Genomic DNA, 16,210 nt, shown 5'->3' on the forward strand with positions numbered 1-16,210 from the left:
GGACGGGCGGCAGCCAGAGGTCAGGCCGACGCCAGCGAACGGGCGGCCTGGCGGACGTCCGCGTTGAAGCTCACCACCCGCGCGTCCCTGGGCCAGGACTCCAAGGAGCGGCTGTAGACGCGCAGGTACTCCATTCCGCGCAGGCTGCCCAGCCGAGTGAACAGGCCCAGTGACTCGCGGCCCAGGCGCAGGCTCTGGTCCAGGTCGCCGTTCTGGGCATGGGCGGAGGCCAGCATGGAGAGCCGGACGCTACGGGATCGGAGGAACGCGTCGGAGGGCATGGGGCCCGTCGCGTTCCAGGCGAAGACGGCCCGGTGATTCCCCAGGTCGCGGAATGCTTCCAGCGAGTCGGTGACGATCCTCTGCTGGGTGAAGAAGCCGATCCACGCCGGGCTCTCCATCCCGTCCGCCCGTTCCTGGAGGCGTTCGGCCTCGGCGATGCACGCGCTCGTCGCCCGCCCGTCGGACGCACGGGCGTGTGCCCGTGCCTCCATCATCTTGGCGAATCCCGCCACTCGCGGATTCAGGCCGCGCCCGCGCTGGAAGGCGCCCTGGGCCATGTCGATCGCCTCGGACGTGAAGCCACGCGTCATCGCCTGCATCGCCATGGTGCTGAGGATGTACGAGCCGAGTTCGGCGTCGCCGCCGGCCCTGGCGAGCCTGAGCGCCTGGATGAAGTGACGCTGGGCGATGTCGTGCTGGCTCGCGTCGAACGCCGTGAAGCCGGCCAGTCGCGCCATCTCTGCGGTGACACGGAACAGATCACGGCCCACCGGTTCGGAGTAGCTGCCCTGCAACAGCGGGGCCACCCGGTCGTACAGATACTCCGTGAGCGACTTGGCCATGCGATTGGCCCCACCGAACCGCGAGTCCCACTGGCGCGCACCGTCGGCGGCCTTCCTGAGCTCCGCGATGTGCTCCCGGCCGACCATCGGCCCCGTGGTTCGTGCCCGGGTCGGCTCGGTCGGATCGATCAGCCAGCGGGCCATCGGGGTGCTGAAAGCGGCGATGGCGAACGTCTGGCTGGTGAGGAACTGACGGCGATTCACTGCGCTCCAAAGGGCTGCTGCTTCGGTCACCGCGTCTTCCTGACGCCGGGCGAACTCCAGGCCCAGCCGCGCGGTGTCCCCTTCCGCACCGGACATGCCGATGTCCTGAAGGGTCACCGGCCTGCCCAGTGCCTCGGACAACGACCGGCAGATGAGCTGCGGCGTAGGCCATTTCGGGACCATTCCACGACGGCACCAGTTCGCGACGGACGTGTGGGTGTACTGACTGGTTTTCCCGTCGGAGGCGGACAGTTCATTCACCCGATGGGCCAACCTCTTGCGGCTCATTCCCGATGCGGTCACAAGTTCCTCGAGCCGCGGATTGCTCTGACTTGCACCATCCCGTGTCCCAGCCATGCCGCCCCTCCTTCTTTTACCCAAAGCTACCCGGGAGTTGGGTGTTCTGAGCCCTTCCACCGAGTTGTGGGCCCCCTTGTGAGCCTTCCTGCGCTCCGGCGGTCCGGGATCCCATGGGGGCAGCCCGAGGCGCCGCCGGTGCCCGCACGGGTGGTTCGACAATCCCTCTGAGGAGGCCGGGACATGTTCGATCTGTCAGTGATTCTCTCGCCGGCGGCGACATTGGAGCTGCACATTCCGATCGGAGCCGTTCTGTATCTGATCTTTTCGCGCGTCAACCGGAAGTAAGGGCTGTCCCGGAACTGCGGGACAGCCCTTGGCTGGGAAATGCGGGGCCGGGTCACACCTTCTCGGAATCGTCGCCGGTCGACCTCCACCTGCCAGTCGGTCGGCGAGTGCCGGCGGCCGGACGGGTTACGGAGTTGTTCGAGGCGCACCGGGAGCAGGCCGGAGTGGCGGCGCGGGAGCGCGGCCGGTGTGAGCCCGCCGGGTCACCGCCGCCCCGGGCCAGGCGCGCCGTCCGCTGTCCTCCCGCCCGAACACGGTGAGCGGAAAGGGCCTCAGGTCCAGGTCTCCCGGCGCAGCAGGTCGAGCAGCGCCGTCTCACCGGGGCCGGCTCCCTGCCGGAGCACCGCAATGACGGGCTGGGACACGGCCGGGGACACGGGGCGGACGAGGTGTTCGTAGCCCTGGGGCACCGCGGAGGCCGGGACGAGCGTCGCCCCCAGCCCATGGGCGGCCCAGCGCACGGCCGTCGCGGTCTGGGACACGCGGGCGGTGGTCGCCGGGGTCAGGCCGTTGTCCCGCAACACGCTCAGCAGCACACCGTCGAGCGCGCTGTCGCGGTCGAACCGCACCCACGCCTCCCCCTCCATCGCACGCAGGTCGACCCGGTCCGCGGCAAGCCGCCGGTCCCCGTCACCGAGCACCACGACGAACTCCTCGTCACCGAGACGGTGGGCGTCGGCGGGGCTCCGCTCGCACGCCGCCATGAGGGCGAGGTCCAGCACGCCCCGGCGGCACAGCCGCTCCAGCTCCGCGGAGCTCTGCTCCTCGAAGACGCTCACCTCCAGGCGCGGGTAGCGACCCCGCAGCGCGGCCAGCGCGCCCGGCAACTGCCGCGTACCGAAACCCATCTGCGCGGCGACCACCAGCTCCCCCACCAACTCGTCGGCACCCGCCCGCGCCGTCGCCCGCGCCTTCCGCGCCGCGCTCACCGCGACCTCCGCCTCCCGCAGGAACGCGCGGCCGACAGCCGTGGCCACGAGCCCGGCCGGCGTCCGCGCGAACAGCTCCACGCCGAGGTCCCGCTCCAGGCCGCGGATCTGCTGGGACACCGACGGCTGAGCCACGCGCAGCCGCTCCGCCGCAGCCGTCACCGAGCCCTCCTCGGCGACTGCCAGGGCGTACTCGAACTGACGAAGGCTCATCTTCTTCCGTCCCCTTCCGGCGACGGGCCGCGGCCTGCGGTCCGCACCGCGGCCATCGCGGTACCGGCAGCGGTTACATCGTGCGGGACGCATCGAATTATTCCGATTCCCGGCTGCGGGTCCGCCCCCGCGCCGGCCGCTCCGGGGGTGTGCACGCCGAACTGATCCCGGGCGCACGGTCGGGGGCCGGGCGCACGGCCCCGGCCCCGTCCTCGCGGCCTCAGGGGCCCCTGGTCCTTGATAGCGTCGCCCCAGCGACTGCGGAACACTCCCCGCCGGGGTCGTCTCGGCGGGTGCGGGTGGCAGGGGGACCTTCACGGCAGGGACGAAGAGAGCCGACGCATGAGCCTCGCGCAGTTGCACTACACCTCCGCAACCGACGGGGACGGTCCCGGCACCGGCGAGGCCGGACCAATACGGGTCCGCTTCAGCGCAGTTGACGCCGCGATACCCGCGTCCGTCCTCACCGAGGCGGGACCGCTCCTGGCGTACGAGACACCCACCGGCACGGAGCCCCGGCTCGCGGACGCGGCGCTGCGCGCGCTGCCCGAAGCGCTCAGCTTCAGCGTGCTCTCCGACGGCAGTCATCTGTTGGCCCGTGCCGTGGCGGTCCGGGCCGCGCCCGGCTCCCCCGTGGGCTTCCACGCACATGCGGTCCATCTCCCGGCCGGCAGCCGGCTGCCGGGGGGCGTACTCCCCATCACCGCCGGCAGCGCCGCCCGCTGGGCCGCCGCGACACCGGACCGTACCCTGCCCGGTCCGCTCGCCGCCCTGCCCACCACCGGTCATGCCCGGGACCGCGAGGGGCTCAACGACTTCGCCGTCTCCCGGGGCCCGTGGCTCGCCGGTGTGCTGGCCGACCTGCGCCGGCTGCACGGACAGGAGGGCGCCGGCCGGGTCGTGCTCGTCGAGCGGCAGAGCGCGGACGTGGCCCGGTGGATCGCGCTGGCCTGCGTCGCGCTGCCCGGCGGAACGGCCGAGCAGTTGACGTTCACCACGTACACGCGCCACCCGCGGCGCGCCCCGCAGCAGATCGTCGGAACACTGCCGCAGGACGCGCACGACCTGACGGGCCCCGGATTCCGCGTGCACACCTGCACCGGCCCGCGCCCCGAAGGGACCGTGGCCGACGCCTGGGCCGAGACGGCCGCCCGGATCTGGCGCAGCCGTGCCCCGGAGCTGTTCCGGGAGGCTGCCGAGCTGCCGGGCGAACCGTTCGCCGCGGGGCCGGTGGCGGTCACGGCGCTGTGCGCGGGCATAGCGCTGGGCACGGGCGGGCGGGCCGCGGCTGCCGGCTGGGCCGCCGAGCGGCCCTACGCGCTGGATGCGAAACGCACCCGGCAGCTCGTCGACGCGCTGACCGCACCCGGGGTCGACGACCGGGCCGGCCCCGAATTCGACGCCGCGGGGCGGCTGTTCGCCGCGCTCGACGGCCGCTCCCCCGTGACGACGACGGCTCCGCTGGCCGCGATGCTGGTGACGGAGGCGGTCCGTGGCGGCAACGACTCGGTGGAGCTGCCGGGCCGCACCGCCTTCAGCGGCCCTGAGGGTGCGGCCGTCGCCTCCGTGCTGGGACCGGAGATCCTGACCGAGCTGAGCGGCGCGGGCGTCGGTCTCGACGTGGCCAGGACGGTGCAGTTGCTGCGCGTGGCGCGGCTGCTCGGCGTGGACTGTGCGGACCTGCTGCCCTCGGTCGTCCGCCGCCTCGCGCCCGCCCTGCTGGAGCCCGGGGACGGTGAGCCGGACTGGGCGCCCGCGCTGCTGGAGCTGATGGACGAGCAGTTCGACGTCCGTACGGCCCTGCTCGGGGCGCTGGACCGGATCGCGCCGCAGGACCCTTCGGGTGTCGAACGGCTGCTGGGGCGGGTCCCGCTGCCGTTCACCGGCACGCAGTTGCTCCCGCACCTGCGGATGTGCGCCGAGGCGCCGACGGCCAAGGCGGGCTGCGGAGCGGACCGGGTGGGCGCGGTGCAGCGGGTGCTGCGGGCCGCCGGGATGTCGCCGTTCGCGGAGCCGCTGGTGCTGCGGACGGCCGTGGGGCTGGTGTGGGAGGAGGGCACGGAGAAGGGCACGATGACGGCGGGCGAGGCCCGGCTGCTGCTGGAGGCCGCCACATCGGACGCCCACCGGACGGCCGGCACCTGGTCGCACCTGGTCGCCGCGGCGCTCGGCGCCCCTGCCACCGACGAGGAGGCGCCCGACCTCGCCCACGACCTGCTGCGCGGCTTCCCGCAGGAGATCCCGGGCCGGGAGCGCGCGGCGCTGCTGCTGCTGGAGTTCGCCCGCGAGATCCGGTCGGACACGGCGGCGCCGGAATGGTCGGAACGGGTCCGCGCGCTGCGCAAGGACGCCGAGCCGGTGGAGCCGGAGGTGCTCGGCCATGCGTTGGGGGCGCTCGCCACGCGGCTGCTCGCACCGGACCGGCCGGAGGCCGAGCTGTACGCCATGGTGCACAGCGGCGACCCGGATCTCGTCGCCGCGTACGAACGGGCCGCCCGTGGAGCCGCTGTCCGCGCCCGCCTGAAGGCCGAGCCGGCCTACGCCGCGGACTGCTTCGCCGTCTGGACCGCGCACCCCCACGCGGGAGCGGAGTGGAGCCGGACCGCCACCGCCCTGCTGGAAGAGGTACTGCGGCCCGCCGTGCGCAAGCTCTCCGCCGACGGGGTGGCTGCCGTGGAGGAGGCCGTGGGGCGCTCGGGGAGCAGCGGGCGGGCGGAGGCCTTCCACGACTGGAACCGTCGGGGCCAGGGAACCTTGGGGCGGATCGGGCGGCGGATCGCAGGGCGGGTGCGCCGGGGGTGAACGCACGGCGGACGGGTGGGCGCCGGGTCGCGGGCCCGCCCGCGTGTGTCGTCGGTGGTCCCGTGCGCCGGGTACCGTGGGGGCCAGACGATCTCGTGGGCCCAGGGCCTGCCGTCACACTGCCGTCCGCCGCGCGACGTCCGGCACGCACGCTCGCGGCGTAGCCGAAATGCCTTGGTAGCTCCGCTACGAGTCCATTTCAGCGCCTTGCGATCGCACGGACCGGACGCCGCGCGGCCGCCCTTCGGGCGACGACGGCCGTGTGACGGCAGGCCCTGGCGTGCTGCGTGAACCCCAGGAGGAACAGATGACGACGAACCGTGGGCGCAAGGACGTGATCCGCGACCGGATGGCGGCGACCGGTGAGTCGTACAACGTTGCCGCCCGCAATCTCAAGGCGATGAAGGACATGGGCGCCACGCGTGACGCCGTCCTCACGCAGCGCTGGCGCCCGGCCGAGTCCCTCGACGTGCCCTGCCCGTGCGGCGGCACGTGCGAGCCCGGTGAGAGGTGCGACCGGTGCCACGCCCGGCACCGGCACGTGGCGCGGTACCCGGGCAGCGCCACGGACGTGGAGGCATGGGTCGACCGGTACGAGTGCACCGGCTGCTCCGCCTCGTACACGCTGATCGTCCAGCTGCCCGGCCGGCCCTGGGGTGTCGCGGAGACGGTGATCCAGGGCGGTTCGGCCGAGTCGGTCGTGCGGGCGCGCGTCTTCCCCGGTGTCGTGCATCCGCTGCTGAAGCCCGAGACGCCGGACGAGGACTGACGTCCACGTCAGTCCTCGTACCGCGGGTCAGGCGTCCGGCGTCAGCCGCAGCGAGATCGAGTTGATGCAGTACCGCTGGTCCGTCGGGGTCGGATAGCCCTCACCCTCGAAGACGTGGCCCAGGTGCGAGCCGCAGCGGGCGCAGCGCACCTCGGTGCGGACCATGCCGTGGCTGCGGTCCTGGATCAGCTCGACCGCGTCCGTGTCCTTCGGGTCGAAGAACGACGGCCAGCCGCAGTGCGACTCGAACTTCGTGTCGGAGCGGAACAGCTCCGCGTCACAGGCGCGGCAGGAGTAGACGCCGGTGGTCTTGGTGTCGGTGTACTCGCCGACGAAGGCGGGCTCGGTGCCCGCCTTGCGCAGGACGGCGTACTCGGCGGGGGAGAGTTCCTCCCGCCACTGCTCGTCCGGCTTCTCGATGTCGTACGGCACGATGGCTCCCTCAGCTCGACAGGTGGTCCAGGATCTGCGGGCCGAGGTCCGTGACGTCGCCCGCCCCCATGGTGAGAACGAGGTCGCCGGGCTTGGCCATTCCCGCGATGACCTCGGGGACCGTCGCCTTGTCGTGCACGGCGGTGACCTCGGCGCCGGCGGCCTGCGCGGCGTCGATGATCAGGGTGCTGGTGATGCCGGGGACCGGGTCCTCGCGGGCCGGATAGATGTCGAGGACCACGGAGGCGTCGGCCAGCGCGAGGGCCTGTCCCATCTCGGTGCCGAGCTCCTGGGTGCGGGAGAAGAGGTGGGGCTGGAAGACGACGAGGATCCGGGCGTCGGTTGCGGCGCCGCGCATCGCTTCGAGGTCCGCCGTCATCTCGGTGGGGTGGTGGGCGTAGCTGTCGATGACCTGGACCCCGGCCGCCTCGCCCTTGAGCTGGAGGCGGCGCTTGACCCCGGTGTACTTGCCGAGGGCCGAGGCGAGGTTGTGGGCGGGGATGCCGAGGGCGACACCCGCGGCGAGGGCGGCCACCGCGTTCAGCGCGTAGTGGCGGCCGGGCACGGAGACGGTGAAGGTGAGGTACTTCCCCTTCAGGACGACCGTGACCTCGCTGGTCAGACCGCGCGGGGTGATCTTGTGGACGCGTACGTCCGCGGTCTCGGACTCACCGTAGGTGACGACCTTGAGCGCGGACAGGTCGCGCACCCGGCGGGTCAGCTCGACGGCCCCGGACTGGTCGGCGGAGACGACCAGCGTGCCGTCGGGGACGATCTTGCCGGTGAAGGTCTCGAAGGAGTCGTAGATCTCGTCCATCGAGGCGTAGTTCGCGTGGTGGTCCAGCTCCACGTTGAGGACGATCGCGACCTCGGGGTCGTACTTCTGGAAGCTCCGGTCGCTCTCGTCGGCCTCGGCGACGAAGATCGCGCCCTCGCCGTGCGTGGCGTTGGTGCCGGGTCCTGCCAGGTCACCACCGATGGCGTACGAGGGGTCGAGGCCCAGCTCGGTGAGGGCGACGGCCAGCATCGACGTGGTGGTCGTCTTGCCGTGGGTGCCCGCGACGGCGATGGACCGCAGCCCCCGCATGAGGGACGCGAGGGCGTCGGAGCGGTGGACGACGGGGATCGAGAGTTCCCCGGCGCGCACGAGTTCCGGGTTGTCGTCGCGGATGGCGCTGGAGACGACCACACAGGTGGCGTCGTCGGCCAGGTGACCGGCGGCGTGCCCGATGTGGACGGTCGCCCCCAGCGCGCGCAGCGCTTCGGCCGTGGCGGACTCCTTGGAGTCGCTGCCGGCGACCTTCGCCCCCCGCTGGGTGAGGATCTTCGCGATGCCCGACATTCCGGCGCCGCCGATGCCGATGAAGTGCGGCCGTTCCATGGCGGCAGGAATACCGGGTGCCATGCGCGTGTCTCCCAGGGTGGTGCGGGTAGGGGCTCCCAGCCTATTCGCTGTGCGCGAAGAGCTTGAGCACCGGTACGCCGACCTTGTGCCGGGCGCGGGAGGCCCAGTCGCGGTGGAAGAACTCCTCGACGTAGTGCGGCGCGGTCAGGACGATGACCTCGTCGGCCTCCGCCTCGTCGACGACGGACGTGAGCTTGTCCAGGGGGTGATCCTCGATCACCTGTCCGACGGCTTCGGAGCCCGCCTGCCGCAAGGCCTCCAGGGACACCTCCAGCGCCAGTTCGGCGGACTGTCTGGCGTTCTTCCCCTCCGGCTCCTCGCTCTCCCGGGCCGCTTCCTTCAGTTCGCCCATCGCCAGGTCGTCGATGGCCCGCAACAGCACATCCGCCTGGTCACCACGTGGCTGCATGAGCACGACGAAGGAGATCTGATCCTCCCCGTGCAGGGTGGTGACGAACTCGACGTCCTCGGAAGTGAGGGGCTTCTCGATCATCAAAACGCTGGTGAACACCACTGGGGCCCTTCTGCTTCAGTGGCCGTCGCCGGTCACTGCTGAAACCATCCTTCCCCGTGCTCGCACGGGGTCTGCGAGATCCATTCTGCCCACCGAACGCTAACCGGAACGGAATATTCCGCCGATTGTCAGATCCGACGGTACCGAGAGAAGAGGAACCCGGCCTCCTCCAGCAGCGATGCCAGGGCGAATCGTTCCGGCACGGTCACCGACGGACCGCCCGCGATCCGTTGCGCATCCCCGGCCGTAAGCATGGGCGCCAGGGTCAGACAGATCTCGTCCAGCACTCCCGCCGCCACGAACTGGCCGAGCAGCCGGGGGCCACCCTCCGTCAGCAGCCGGCGGTGCCCGCGACCGGCCAGCTCCCGCACCGCGCGGGCGGGATCCACTCGGGAGCCCTCCCCCGCGATCACCACCTCGGCGCCCGCCTTACGGGCCGTCTCGATCCGGTCGGGCGGCGCGCCCGCACCGGTGAGGACGAGGGTGGGGACCAGCGGCGAGACGAAGAGCGGGAGCGAGAAGTCCAGGTCCAGACTGCCGCTCACCACGGCGATCGCCGGCGCGGGCCCCTGCCCGGCCGCTGCCCGCCGAGCAGCGAAGGCCTCCCGGCTCCGCGCGGGGCGGTAGCCCTCCAGCCGCACCGTCTCCGCGCCCGCGATCACCACGTCGGCCAGGCCCCGCAGGGTGCCGAAGATCCGCATGTCGCTCTCGCAGGAGATCGGCTGCGAGCGGCCGTCGTGCTGGGCTGCGCCGTCGAGCGTCGACACCATGTTGGCGCGCAGCCAGGGGCCGTCCGTGTCGGGATAGGCGTAGGCGTCGGAAAGGGCGTCCAGGCTCCACTCGCCTCGGTCGTCGGCCGCTGTCAGGTCGGTCACAGGGAACAGGCGTCGCATGTTCCGCAGTCTGGCACGGCCTAAGCTGGGGAGTTGTGTCCTCCTCCACCGCCGTGCCGGGGTCCAGCCCCATAGCCGAAACGGCCCCGCTGTCCCTGTGCGCCCTTGAGCCGCATGTCCCCGCCGACCGGCTGGTCGCCGAGATGGTGCCGCCGCCGCGCTTCGACTCGGTGCGTTTCGATACGTACGTCCCCGACCCCGACCAGCCGAGCCAGATAGAGGCCGTCAAGGTCCTCGCCGACTTCGCGGGCGGGCTCGGCGGAGCGCACGCGACCGGTGCGGGCAAGCGCAAGTGGTTCGGGAAGAAGGCAGTGACACCGAGTGGCCCGCGCGGGGTCTACCTCGACGGCGGCTACGGGGTCGGCAAGACCCATCTGCTCGCCTCCCTCTGGCACGCCACGCCCGCCGCGCCGTCACTGAAGGCCTTCGGCACCTTCGTGGAGCTGACGAACCTGGTGGGCGCGCTGGGCTTCCAGCAGACCGTGCAGACGCTCAGCGGGCACAGGCTGCTGTGCATCGACGAGTTCGAGCTCGACGACCCTGGCGACACCGTGCTGGTCTCCTCGCTGCTGAGCCGGCTGGTGGAGGCGGGGGTGGCGCTCGCCGCGACCTCCAACACGCTGCCCGGCAAGCTCGGCGAAGGCCGGTTCGCCGCGGCCGACTTCCTGCGCGAGATCCAGGGGCTGTCCTCGCACTTCCGCCCGCTGCGCATCGACGGCGAGGACTACCGCCACCGCGGCCTGCCCGAGGCCCCGCCCCCGTACCCCGAGGAGCAGGTCACCAAGGCGGCGTACGCGACCGAGGGCGCCAGCCTGGACGACTTCCCCGCGCTGCTCGACCATCTGGCCCGCGTCCATCCGAGCCGGTACGGCGCGCTGACGGACGGCATCCGGGCGGTGTGCCTCACGGAGGTGCAGCCGGTGCCCGACCAGTCGACCGCGCTGCGGCTCGTGGTGCTCGCGGACCGGCTGTACGACCGGGAGGTCCCGGTGCTCGCCTCCGGGCTGCCGTTCGACCGGCTGTTCAGCGAGGAGATGCTGAACGGCGGGTACCGGAAGAAGTACTTCCGGGCAATCTCCCGGCTGACGGCGCTGGCGCGCGACGCAAAGGGACTGGTGGCGCAGTAGGTTCGGGGACGTGACAACGGTGAGGTACGAAGGAGTGCCTCACCATCCCCGTACAACCGCGTATTCCGTTTGAAGGGAACCAGCATGGCTACCACGCGTCAGGCGCACACGGTCTGGGAAGGCAACCTGATCGAGGGCAAGGGTGTCGTCACCCTCGACTCCTCCGGAATCGGGGAGTACCCGGTCTCCTGGCCGTCCCGCGCGGAGAAGGCGAACGGCAAGACCAGCCCGGAGGAGCTCATCGCCGCGGCCCACTCCAGCTGCTTCTCCATGGCGCTCTCCAACGGTCTCGCCACGGCCGGCACCCCGCCGACCCGGCTGAACACCCAGGCCGAGGTCACCTTCCAGCCCGGCACCGGCATCACGGGTATCCACCTCACCGTCGAGGGGGAGGTGCCGGGTCTCGACGAGGCCGGTTTCGTCAAGGCGGCCGAGGACGCGAAGGCGAACTGCCCGGTCAGCCAGGCACTGACGGGCACGACGATCACGCTGAGCGCCTCGCTCGCCTGACCCGTCTCCCCACCCCACCGTCCCCGGGCCGGCTCCCGCCGCCCGGGGACAGCGCTGTCCGCCCGACTCGCGCGGGCGCCGGCACCGGCCTCCACGGAGAGATCACCGGAAGCGTGTGCCGGCTGAAGCGAGTTGAAGGCATCGAGGGCTTCCCCCGACCTCCACGTCTGACAGGGCCGACAGGGCCGACAGGGCCGCTTCAGGGTGACCGGATGCCAAGCAGTCGCAACAGCCCTTCTGCGGTGGGGCCTTGCGCCGAGCCCAGCACCGAATCGCTCACCTCGCGTGCAGCGCGAACACTCCGCGTGCGTCGGCGCAACGACGCTCCGGGGCTTCCGATCGATCTCCGGCCCGCAACCGGCGGCGGCGTCGCGTAGCCCTCCGGGCCGGGGAACACGGCAGCAGGGGAACACGGCGCCGGAGAAGTCCGCGCTCAAGCGCGTCCGCGTCACCGGCCCGACATCCGGCTCGCCATCGCTCGCCGCCCGGATCCGCTCTGCCCCGGAGCGTCGGGGCAGGACCGGCCACTCGGCCGTGACAACGTTAACCGAGGGCCTCGAACGGGCAGGCCTGTTTTTGACAATGCCATGTCACCTGTCCGCCAACAGGAAGTTGCCACATGTCAACCGCACCTCGACGCCCCGCGACACGACGACAGATCCTGGCCACCGGCGGCGCCGCCGCCGCCACGATCGCCTTCACGGGGGCCTTCACCGAACTCTTCGCGGGGACCTCCGCCGCCCGCGGCCACGCGGGTTACGGCCCACTGGTGCCCGACCCCGACGGGCTGCTCGACCTTCCGAAGGGGTTCCGCTATCGGGTGCTGTCCCGGGAGGGCGATCCGCTCCGCTCCGGCGAGGGGCCCGTGCCCAGCAACTGCGACGGCATGGCGGCGTTCGCCGGCCGCCGCGGGCACGTACGACTGGTGCGCAACCACGAGAACCGGGTCACCGCGAAGCTCGCCGTGCCGACCGTCGAGGGGCTCACCTACGACCCGATGGGCAAGGGCGGCTGTACGGCGCTGGAGCTCGACGGCCGTAACAACGTCCTCGGCGAACGCGTCGCCATCGCCGGTACAGCGGTGAACTGCGCCGGTGGTCGCACCCCTTGGGACACCTGGCTCACCTGCGAGGAGACGGAGGACAAGGCCGGGACCAACGGTTACACCAAGGACCACGGCTTCATCTTCGAGGTGGACGGCGCCGACCCGCGCCGCACCGGCGCCGTGCCACTGACCGCGATGGGCCGCTTCCAGCACGAGGCGATCGCGATCGACCCGCACAACGGAGTCGTGTACGAGACCGAGGACGCGTTCGAGAAGCCGTTCGGGCTCTTCTACCGCTTCCTTCCGGAGAAGCCCCTCGGCGGCACGGGCTCATTGCGGGCCGGCGGCCGGCTGGAGGCCATGCGGGTGCCGGGCGTCCCCGACCTCTCCGCCGTCCAGGAGACCGGAACGAGTTTCGAGGGGATCGAGTGGGTCCCCGTACCGGACCCGCTGGCCGCCGAAACACCCATCCGCTTCCAGGACTTCGGGCCGAAGGGCATCACCCACGGACAGAAGCTGGAGGGCTGCTACTGGGGTGGCTCCTCGGTCTACTTCGTCTCCAGCTTCGCGCACAGCGCGCAGGGATCGGCCGCCGACCACTTCGGGCAGGTCTGGCGGTACGAGCCGCAGCGGCGCCGGCTGACGCTGGTCATCGCCTTCGGCCCGGACACGGACATCCAGCTGCCGGGCGAGTCGCCCGACAACATCACCCTGGCCTCCGACGGCGGACTGATGGTGTGCGAGGACGGCGGCGGGGCGCAGTACGTGTTCGGTCTGACGCGGCGCGGCGAGGTGTACGCCATGGCGCGGGGCCGGCAGAACATCGGAACGGCCGAAGAGCCGGAGTGGGGCGAGTTCGCCGGGGTCACCTTCGCACCGGGGCAGGAGACGATGTTCGTCAACTGCTACACGCCGGGGACGACGTTCGCGGTGACGGGTCCGTGGCGCTGACCGGCTGACCGGCTGACCGGCTGACCCGTCGACGCGCACCGCCGGGCACGGCGGCGGCGCGCCCCGTTGCCGCTCACCTTCCGCGCCGAGGCCGGGAGGCCGGACAGTTCGGGCGCGTACCCGGTGGGCGGCCGGCGACGAGCGGGTGTGCGCAGAGGTCCGCGAGGGACCGGGCCGGGGCGGGCAGGACGCTTCCCCGGCCCGGCCCGAGCGGAGGACCGGCCACCTTGCGCCGCGGGCACCTGATCGACGACCGAGTGAATCCGCCGGCTGCTCCCCGGCACAGGAGCGCCGTGGGCGGGTCCCTGTCGATTGATCGGCTACGTTCCGGGAGTGACAAAAATTGCCCGGAAATTGACAAGTGTGACCGTTTTGGGGGCGGTAATCGGAGGTGGGCTCGTCGGCTGCGGGAGCTCGGCAGAGTCTCGCAGTATCCGGCCCGCGGCCACGGTCTCCGCATCGGCCGGAACCCGCACCCCGCCCAGCGCGTCCCCGGCCGCACAGGGTCCGCCGACCATGGCACCCGGCCCCGCCGGTCTCGCCCCGGTCCTCCAGCGGGGGTCCCAGCACGCGGACAAGGTCGTGGCGCTCACCTTCGACGCCGACATGACCGCCGACGAGGGGCCGCGCGCGGCCGCCGGTGAGCACTTCGACAACCCGGAACTGATCGCGCTGCTGCGCAGCCTGAGGGTGCCCGCGACGGTCTTCATGACCGGCCGGTGGGCCGAGGAGTACCCCGCCCAGGCCCGCTCCATCGGCACGGACCCTCTCTTCGAGATCGCCAACCACTCCTACAGCCACTACGCCTTCACCTCGCCCTGCTACGGGCTGCCGACCGTGGAGACGGACGCGATCCGCGGCGAGGTGGAGCGGGCCTTCGGCGCGATCCGGAAGACCGGCGCCCGCAACGTGGTGCCGTACTTCCGTTTCCCCGGCGGCTGCTACGACGAAGCCTCGCTGCGCGCGCTCGCGCCGGAGAAGGTGACCGCGGTCCAGTGGGACGTCGTCAGCGGTGACGCGTTCGCGACGGACGCGGACGCGGTGGCGCAGCAGGTGCTGGACGGGGTGAAGCCCGGATCGCTGGTCGTCATGCACTGCACCCGCAGTGCGGCACCGGTCACGGACGAGGCGGTGCGCCAGGTGGTTCCGGAACTGCGCAAGCGTGGATACCGCTTCGTGAAGGTGTCGGAGCTGATGTCCGGCTGAGCCGGCCGGAACAGGGCGCGTCAGCCGGAGCAGGCCGTACGCTGGGCCTCCTGCCATTCGCAGACCGGGCAGAGCGTGATGCCCTTGACCGACTCTGCGTACTCGGTCGGTTTCCGGCACAGCACGCACTCGGCGTACGGAGGTCCGGCAGCCTTCTCCGGGGAAGCGGCCGGCGTCTCGCAGTAGGCCTGGTCCGCGGGCTCGTCCCTGCGCTCGTCCATGGGTACAAGCCTAAGGGCTGTCCCGCACCGAGGTGAGCCTGCAGGCGAGCGCGGCGACTGCGGTCGCCACGGCCGCCGCCCCGCAGAGTGGGAGGACGGGCACGTGGACCGCTCCGGTGAGCGAGCCGGTGACCAGACCCGTCACCGCGTACTTCGCGGGCGATCCGCTGGTCACCAGGGCCAGCAGCGCCACGAGCGCGGTCGCCGCGACGGACCAGCCGCGCCGGTGCAGCAACGGCCGGGTGCACATCGCCCCGACCGCCGCTCCCAGCAGGACGCAACAGGCGGTGGCGAGCAGCCCGGCGAGCCCGGCGGGCAGCAGTGGAACCTCAACGGTGTGGTCCGTGGTGGCCGGCTCACTGATCAACAGCACGACCGCGGTGGCGGCCGTACCCAGGAGACCGGCACACCCCAGCGCGGCGAGCAGGGCCGACAGGTGGGCCCGCGGCTGCCCGCCCACGGCCGCGGCGACAACGGTCCGCGCGGCGGGCGGTTCCTGGGTCACGCAGACCTGCACGAGCCACGCGGTGACGGGGAGCAGCCCGGCCGCGGTGTAGCCGAGCGAGTCCAGCACGGGCTGCCCCGAGCGGACGCCGACGCCGAGGAAGGCCGTGTACAGCAGTACGGGGGCGAGCCAGCGCTGGGAGCGCAGCAGGAGGGCGGCCTGGTAGCGGATCAGTGCGGTCATGCCACCTCGTCGGGGTTGCGGGGCGCGGTCGACAGGTGCCGGATGTGCCAGGGCGGGCGGGCCGAGAGCAGTGCGGCCAGCAGGGCGTCCGAATGCGCGGACGCGACGGTCAGCCGCAGGGCTCCGTCCCCGGCGGCGGTCCGCTCGGGGTCTCCGGGCAGTCCGGCGGGGAGCGGGGCGCCGGGCGGGCCCGTGACCTCGATCCGTACCCGGGGGCCGGGTTCCCTCCCGGTCCGAGCGGGGGACGCCTCCGCCAGCCCCGTCCCCTCGACGCGCAGGACCGTGTCGACCGCGCCCGCCAGGCGGCGGACGTCGTGGTCGACGAAGACGACGGTGGATCCGGCGGCGGCGCGGTCGGCGACGGCGCGGTCCAGTTCGTCCCGCGCCGCGGCGTCCAGGCCGGTCCAGGCCTCGTCCAGTACCAGCAACTCCGGCTCGGCCAGGAGCGCCTGGGCGACGGCAACCTTCTGACTGGTGCCCTTGGAGAGCTCCGCGAGCGGGGTGCGGGCGTGTTCCGCGGCTCCGAAGCGGGTCAGCCACTCCTCCGCCCGCCCGGCCGCCTCGGACCGGCGCAGTCCGTGGATCCGGCCGAGGTGGACCAGATATCCGGCCGCGGTGAAGGGCAGCGCCGCCGGGAACCGCTCGGGGACGTACGCCGTACGCGGCCGGCAGCCGGTGATCCGGCCCTCGGTGGGGGCGTCGATCCCGGCGAGGAGACGCAACAGGGTGGACTTGCCGGTGCCGTTGGCCCCCTCGACGCGGACGAGGGAGCGCGCGGGCAGCCCGAGGTCGACCCCGCGCAGCACCCAGG

15 protein-coding genes are annotated in these 16,210 nt (G+C 72.3%); 6 read left to right on the forward strand and 9 right to left on the reverse strand.

The features are described 5' to 3' along the window. Positions 1 to 20: 20 nt before the first annotated feature. Both OG538_RS06825 and OG538_RS06830 read right to left on the reverse strand, forming a co-directional pair. A complete protein-coding gene (locus OG538_RS06825) occupies positions 21 to 1,145 on the reverse strand; it encodes a sporulation protein (RefSeq protein WP_406091167.1) in 1,125 nt (374 codons plus the stop codon). Positions 1,146 to 1,966: 821 nt separating this feature from the next. Next, on the reverse strand, positions 1,967 to 2,836 hold the full coding sequence (locus OG538_RS06830) for a LysR family transcriptional regulator (RefSeq protein ID WP_406091169.1): 870 nt from the start codon (positions 2,834 to 2,836) through the stop codon (positions 1,967 to 1,969). 342 nt (positions 2,837 to 3,178) lie between these two features. On the opposite strand from OG538_RS06830, the gene OG538_RS06835 reads away from it, so the two are divergent. Both OG538_RS06835 and OG538_RS06840 read left to right on the forward strand, forming a co-directional pair. Beyond that, the gene (locus tag OG538_RS06835) at positions 3,179 to 5,638 is read left to right on the forward strand and encodes a GTPase-associated protein 1-related protein (RefSeq protein ID WP_406091171.1); all 2,460 of its coding nucleotides are present in this window, start codon (positions 3,179 to 3,181) and stop codon (positions 5,636 to 5,638) included. Positions 5,639 to 5,945: 307 nt separating this feature from the next. Continuing rightward, positions 5,946 to 6,407 carry a hypothetical protein gene (locus OG538_RS06840; RefSeq protein WP_406091173.1) on the forward strand — a complete coding sequence of 154 codons (462 nt, stop codon included), beginning with the start codon at positions 5,946 to 5,948 and terminating at the stop codon, positions 6,405 to 6,407. Between the two features lie 27 nt (positions 6,408 to 6,434). Here OG538_RS06840 and msrB read toward each other — a convergent pair whose 3' ends face one another. The 4 genes from msrB to OG538_RS06860 all read right to left on the reverse strand — a co-directional run bounded on the left by msrB (position 6,435) and on the right by OG538_RS06860 (position 9,651). Then, the gene (msrB, locus tag OG538_RS06845; protein ID WP_327708280.1) at positions 6,435 to 6,839 is read right to left on the reverse strand and encodes a peptide-methionine (R)-S-oxide reductase MsrB; all 405 of its coding nucleotides are present in this window, start codon (positions 6,837 to 6,839) and stop codon (positions 6,435 to 6,437) included. Between the two features lie 10 nt (positions 6,840 to 6,849). Beyond that, positions 6,850 to 8,244 carry a UDP-N-acetylmuramate--L-alanine ligase gene (gene murC / locus OG538_RS06850; protein ID WP_406091175.1) on the reverse strand — a complete coding sequence of 465 codons (1,395 nt, stop codon included), beginning with the start codon at positions 8,242 to 8,244 and terminating at the stop codon, positions 6,850 to 6,852. Positions 8,245 to 8,284: 40 nt separating this feature from the next. Beyond that, entirely contained in the window at positions 8,285 to 8,737 is a 453-nt protein-coding gene (locus tag OG538_RS06855; protein WP_359081689.1) for an indole-3-glycerol phosphate synthase, read from the reverse strand. A 149-nt stretch (positions 8,738 to 8,886) separates the two neighbouring features. Further along, positions 8,887 to 9,651: a pyrimidine reductase family protein gene (locus tag OG538_RS06860; RefSeq protein ID WP_406091177.1), complete on the reverse strand. Its 765-nt coding sequence runs from the start codon at positions 9,649 to 9,651 to the stop codon at positions 8,887 to 8,889. A gap of 35 nt (positions 9,652 to 9,686) precedes the next feature. Here OG538_RS06860 and zapE point away from each other — a divergent pair, with 35 nt between their 5' ends. From zapE to OG538_RS06880, 4 genes are all read left to right on the forward strand, one after another. Next, entirely contained in the window at positions 9,687 to 10,778 is a 1,092-nt protein-coding gene (gene zapE / locus OG538_RS06865; RefSeq protein ID WP_406091179.1) for a cell division protein ZapE, read from the forward strand. A gap of 84 nt (positions 10,779 to 10,862) precedes the next feature. Continuing rightward, the gene (locus OG538_RS06870) at positions 10,863 to 11,288 is read left to right on the forward strand and encodes an OsmC family protein (RefSeq protein WP_073734893.1); all 426 of its coding nucleotides are present in this window, start codon (positions 10,863 to 10,865) and stop codon (positions 11,286 to 11,288) included. 619 nt (positions 11,289 to 11,907) lie between these two features. Next, complete coding sequence (locus tag OG538_RS06875; RefSeq protein WP_406091181.1) at positions 11,908 to 13,284, forward strand: alkaline phosphatase PhoX; 1,377 nt, start codon at positions 11,908 to 11,910, stop codon at positions 13,282 to 13,284. 516 nt (positions 13,285 to 13,800) lie between these two features. Beyond that, the gene (locus tag OG538_RS06880; RefSeq protein ID WP_406091183.1) at positions 13,801 to 14,490 is read left to right on the forward strand and encodes a polysaccharide deacetylase family protein; all 690 of its coding nucleotides are present in this window, start codon (positions 13,801 to 13,803) and stop codon (positions 14,488 to 14,490) included. Positions 14,491 to 14,510: 20 nt separating this feature from the next. Here the strand turns inward: OG538_RS06880 and OG538_RS06885 are convergent, their stop codons facing one another. Genes OG538_RS06885 through OG538_RS06895 form a run of 3 tightly spaced genes read right to left on the reverse strand, consistent with a single transcriptional unit; the run spans position 14,511 to position 16,205 of the window. Then, positions 14,511 to 14,711: a hypothetical protein gene (locus tag OG538_RS06885; protein ID WP_406091185.1), complete on the reverse strand. Its 201-nt coding sequence runs from the start codon at positions 14,709 to 14,711 to the stop codon at positions 14,511 to 14,513. A 10-nt stretch (positions 14,712 to 14,721) separates the two neighbouring features. Beyond that, positions 14,722 to 15,399 carry an ABC transporter gene (locus OG538_RS06890; RefSeq protein ID WP_406091187.1) on the reverse strand — a complete coding sequence of 226 codons (678 nt, stop codon included), beginning with the start codon at positions 15,397 to 15,399 and terminating at the stop codon, positions 14,722 to 14,724. Next, positions 15,396 to 16,205, reverse strand: coding sequence for an ATP-binding cassette domain-containing protein (locus OG538_RS06895; RefSeq protein WP_406100019.1), 810 nt, complete (start codon positions 16,203 to 16,205; stop codon positions 15,396 to 15,398). Before OG538_RS06895 ends, OG538_RS06890 begins: the two co-directional genes overlap by 4 nt. Positions 16,206 to 16,210: the final 5 nt, after the last annotated feature.

The organism is Streptomyces sp. NBC_01013 (assembly GCF_045162765.1).
Taxonomy (GTDB): Bacteria; Actinomycetota; Actinomycetes; order Streptomycetales; family Streptomycetaceae; genus Streptomyces.

What these genes read in the sequence shown, in the direction of transcription:
- OG538_RS06825 (WP_406091167.1), bottom strand. Translation starts at nt 1,145, where the DNA reads ATGTCCGGTGCGGAAGGGGACACCGCGCGGCTGGGCCTGGAGTTCGCC.
- OG538_RS06830 (WP_406091169.1), bottom strand. Translation starts at nt 2,836, where the DNA reads ATGAGCCTTCGTCAGTTCGAGTACGCCCTGGCAGTCGCCGAGGAGGGC.
- OG538_RS06835 (WP_406091171.1), top strand. Translation starts at nt 3,179, where the DNA reads ATGAGCCTCGCGCAGTTGCACTACACCTCCGCAACCGACGGGGACGGT.
- OG538_RS06840 (WP_406091173.1), top strand. Translation starts at nt 5,946, where the DNA reads ATGACGACGAACCGTGGGCGCAAGGACGTGATCCGCGACCGGATGGCG.
- murC (WP_406091175.1), bottom strand. Translation starts at nt 8,244, where the DNA reads ATGGCACCCGGTATTCCTGCCGCCATGGAACGGCCGCACTTCATCGGC.
- OG538_RS06855 (WP_359081689.1), bottom strand. Translation starts at nt 8,737, where the DNA reads ATGATCGAGAAGCCCCTCACTTCCGAGGACGTCGAGTTCGTCACCACC.
- OG538_RS06860 (WP_406091177.1), bottom strand. Translation starts at nt 9,651, where the DNA reads ATGCGACGCCTGTTCCCTGTGACCGACCTGACAGCGGCCGACGACCGA.
- OG538_RS06870 (WP_073734893.1), top strand. Translation starts at nt 10,863, where the DNA reads ATGGCTACCACGCGTCAGGCGCACACGGTCTGGGAAGGCAACCTGATC.
- OG538_RS06875 (WP_406091181.1), top strand. Translation starts at nt 11,908, where the DNA reads ATGTCAACCGCACCTCGACGCCCCGCGACACGACGACAGATCCTGGCC.
- OG538_RS06880 (WP_406091183.1), top strand. Translation starts at nt 13,801, where the DNA reads ATGGCACCCGGCCCCGCCGGTCTCGCCCCGGTCCTCCAGCGGGGGTCC.
- OG538_RS06885 (WP_406091185.1), bottom strand. Translation starts at nt 14,711, where the DNA reads ATGGACGAGCGCAGGGACGAGCCCGCGGACCAGGCCTACTGCGAGACG.
- OG538_RS06890 (WP_406091187.1), bottom strand. Translation starts at nt 15,399, where the DNA reads ATGACCGCACTGATCCGCTACCAGGCCGCCCTCCTGCTGCGCTCCCAG.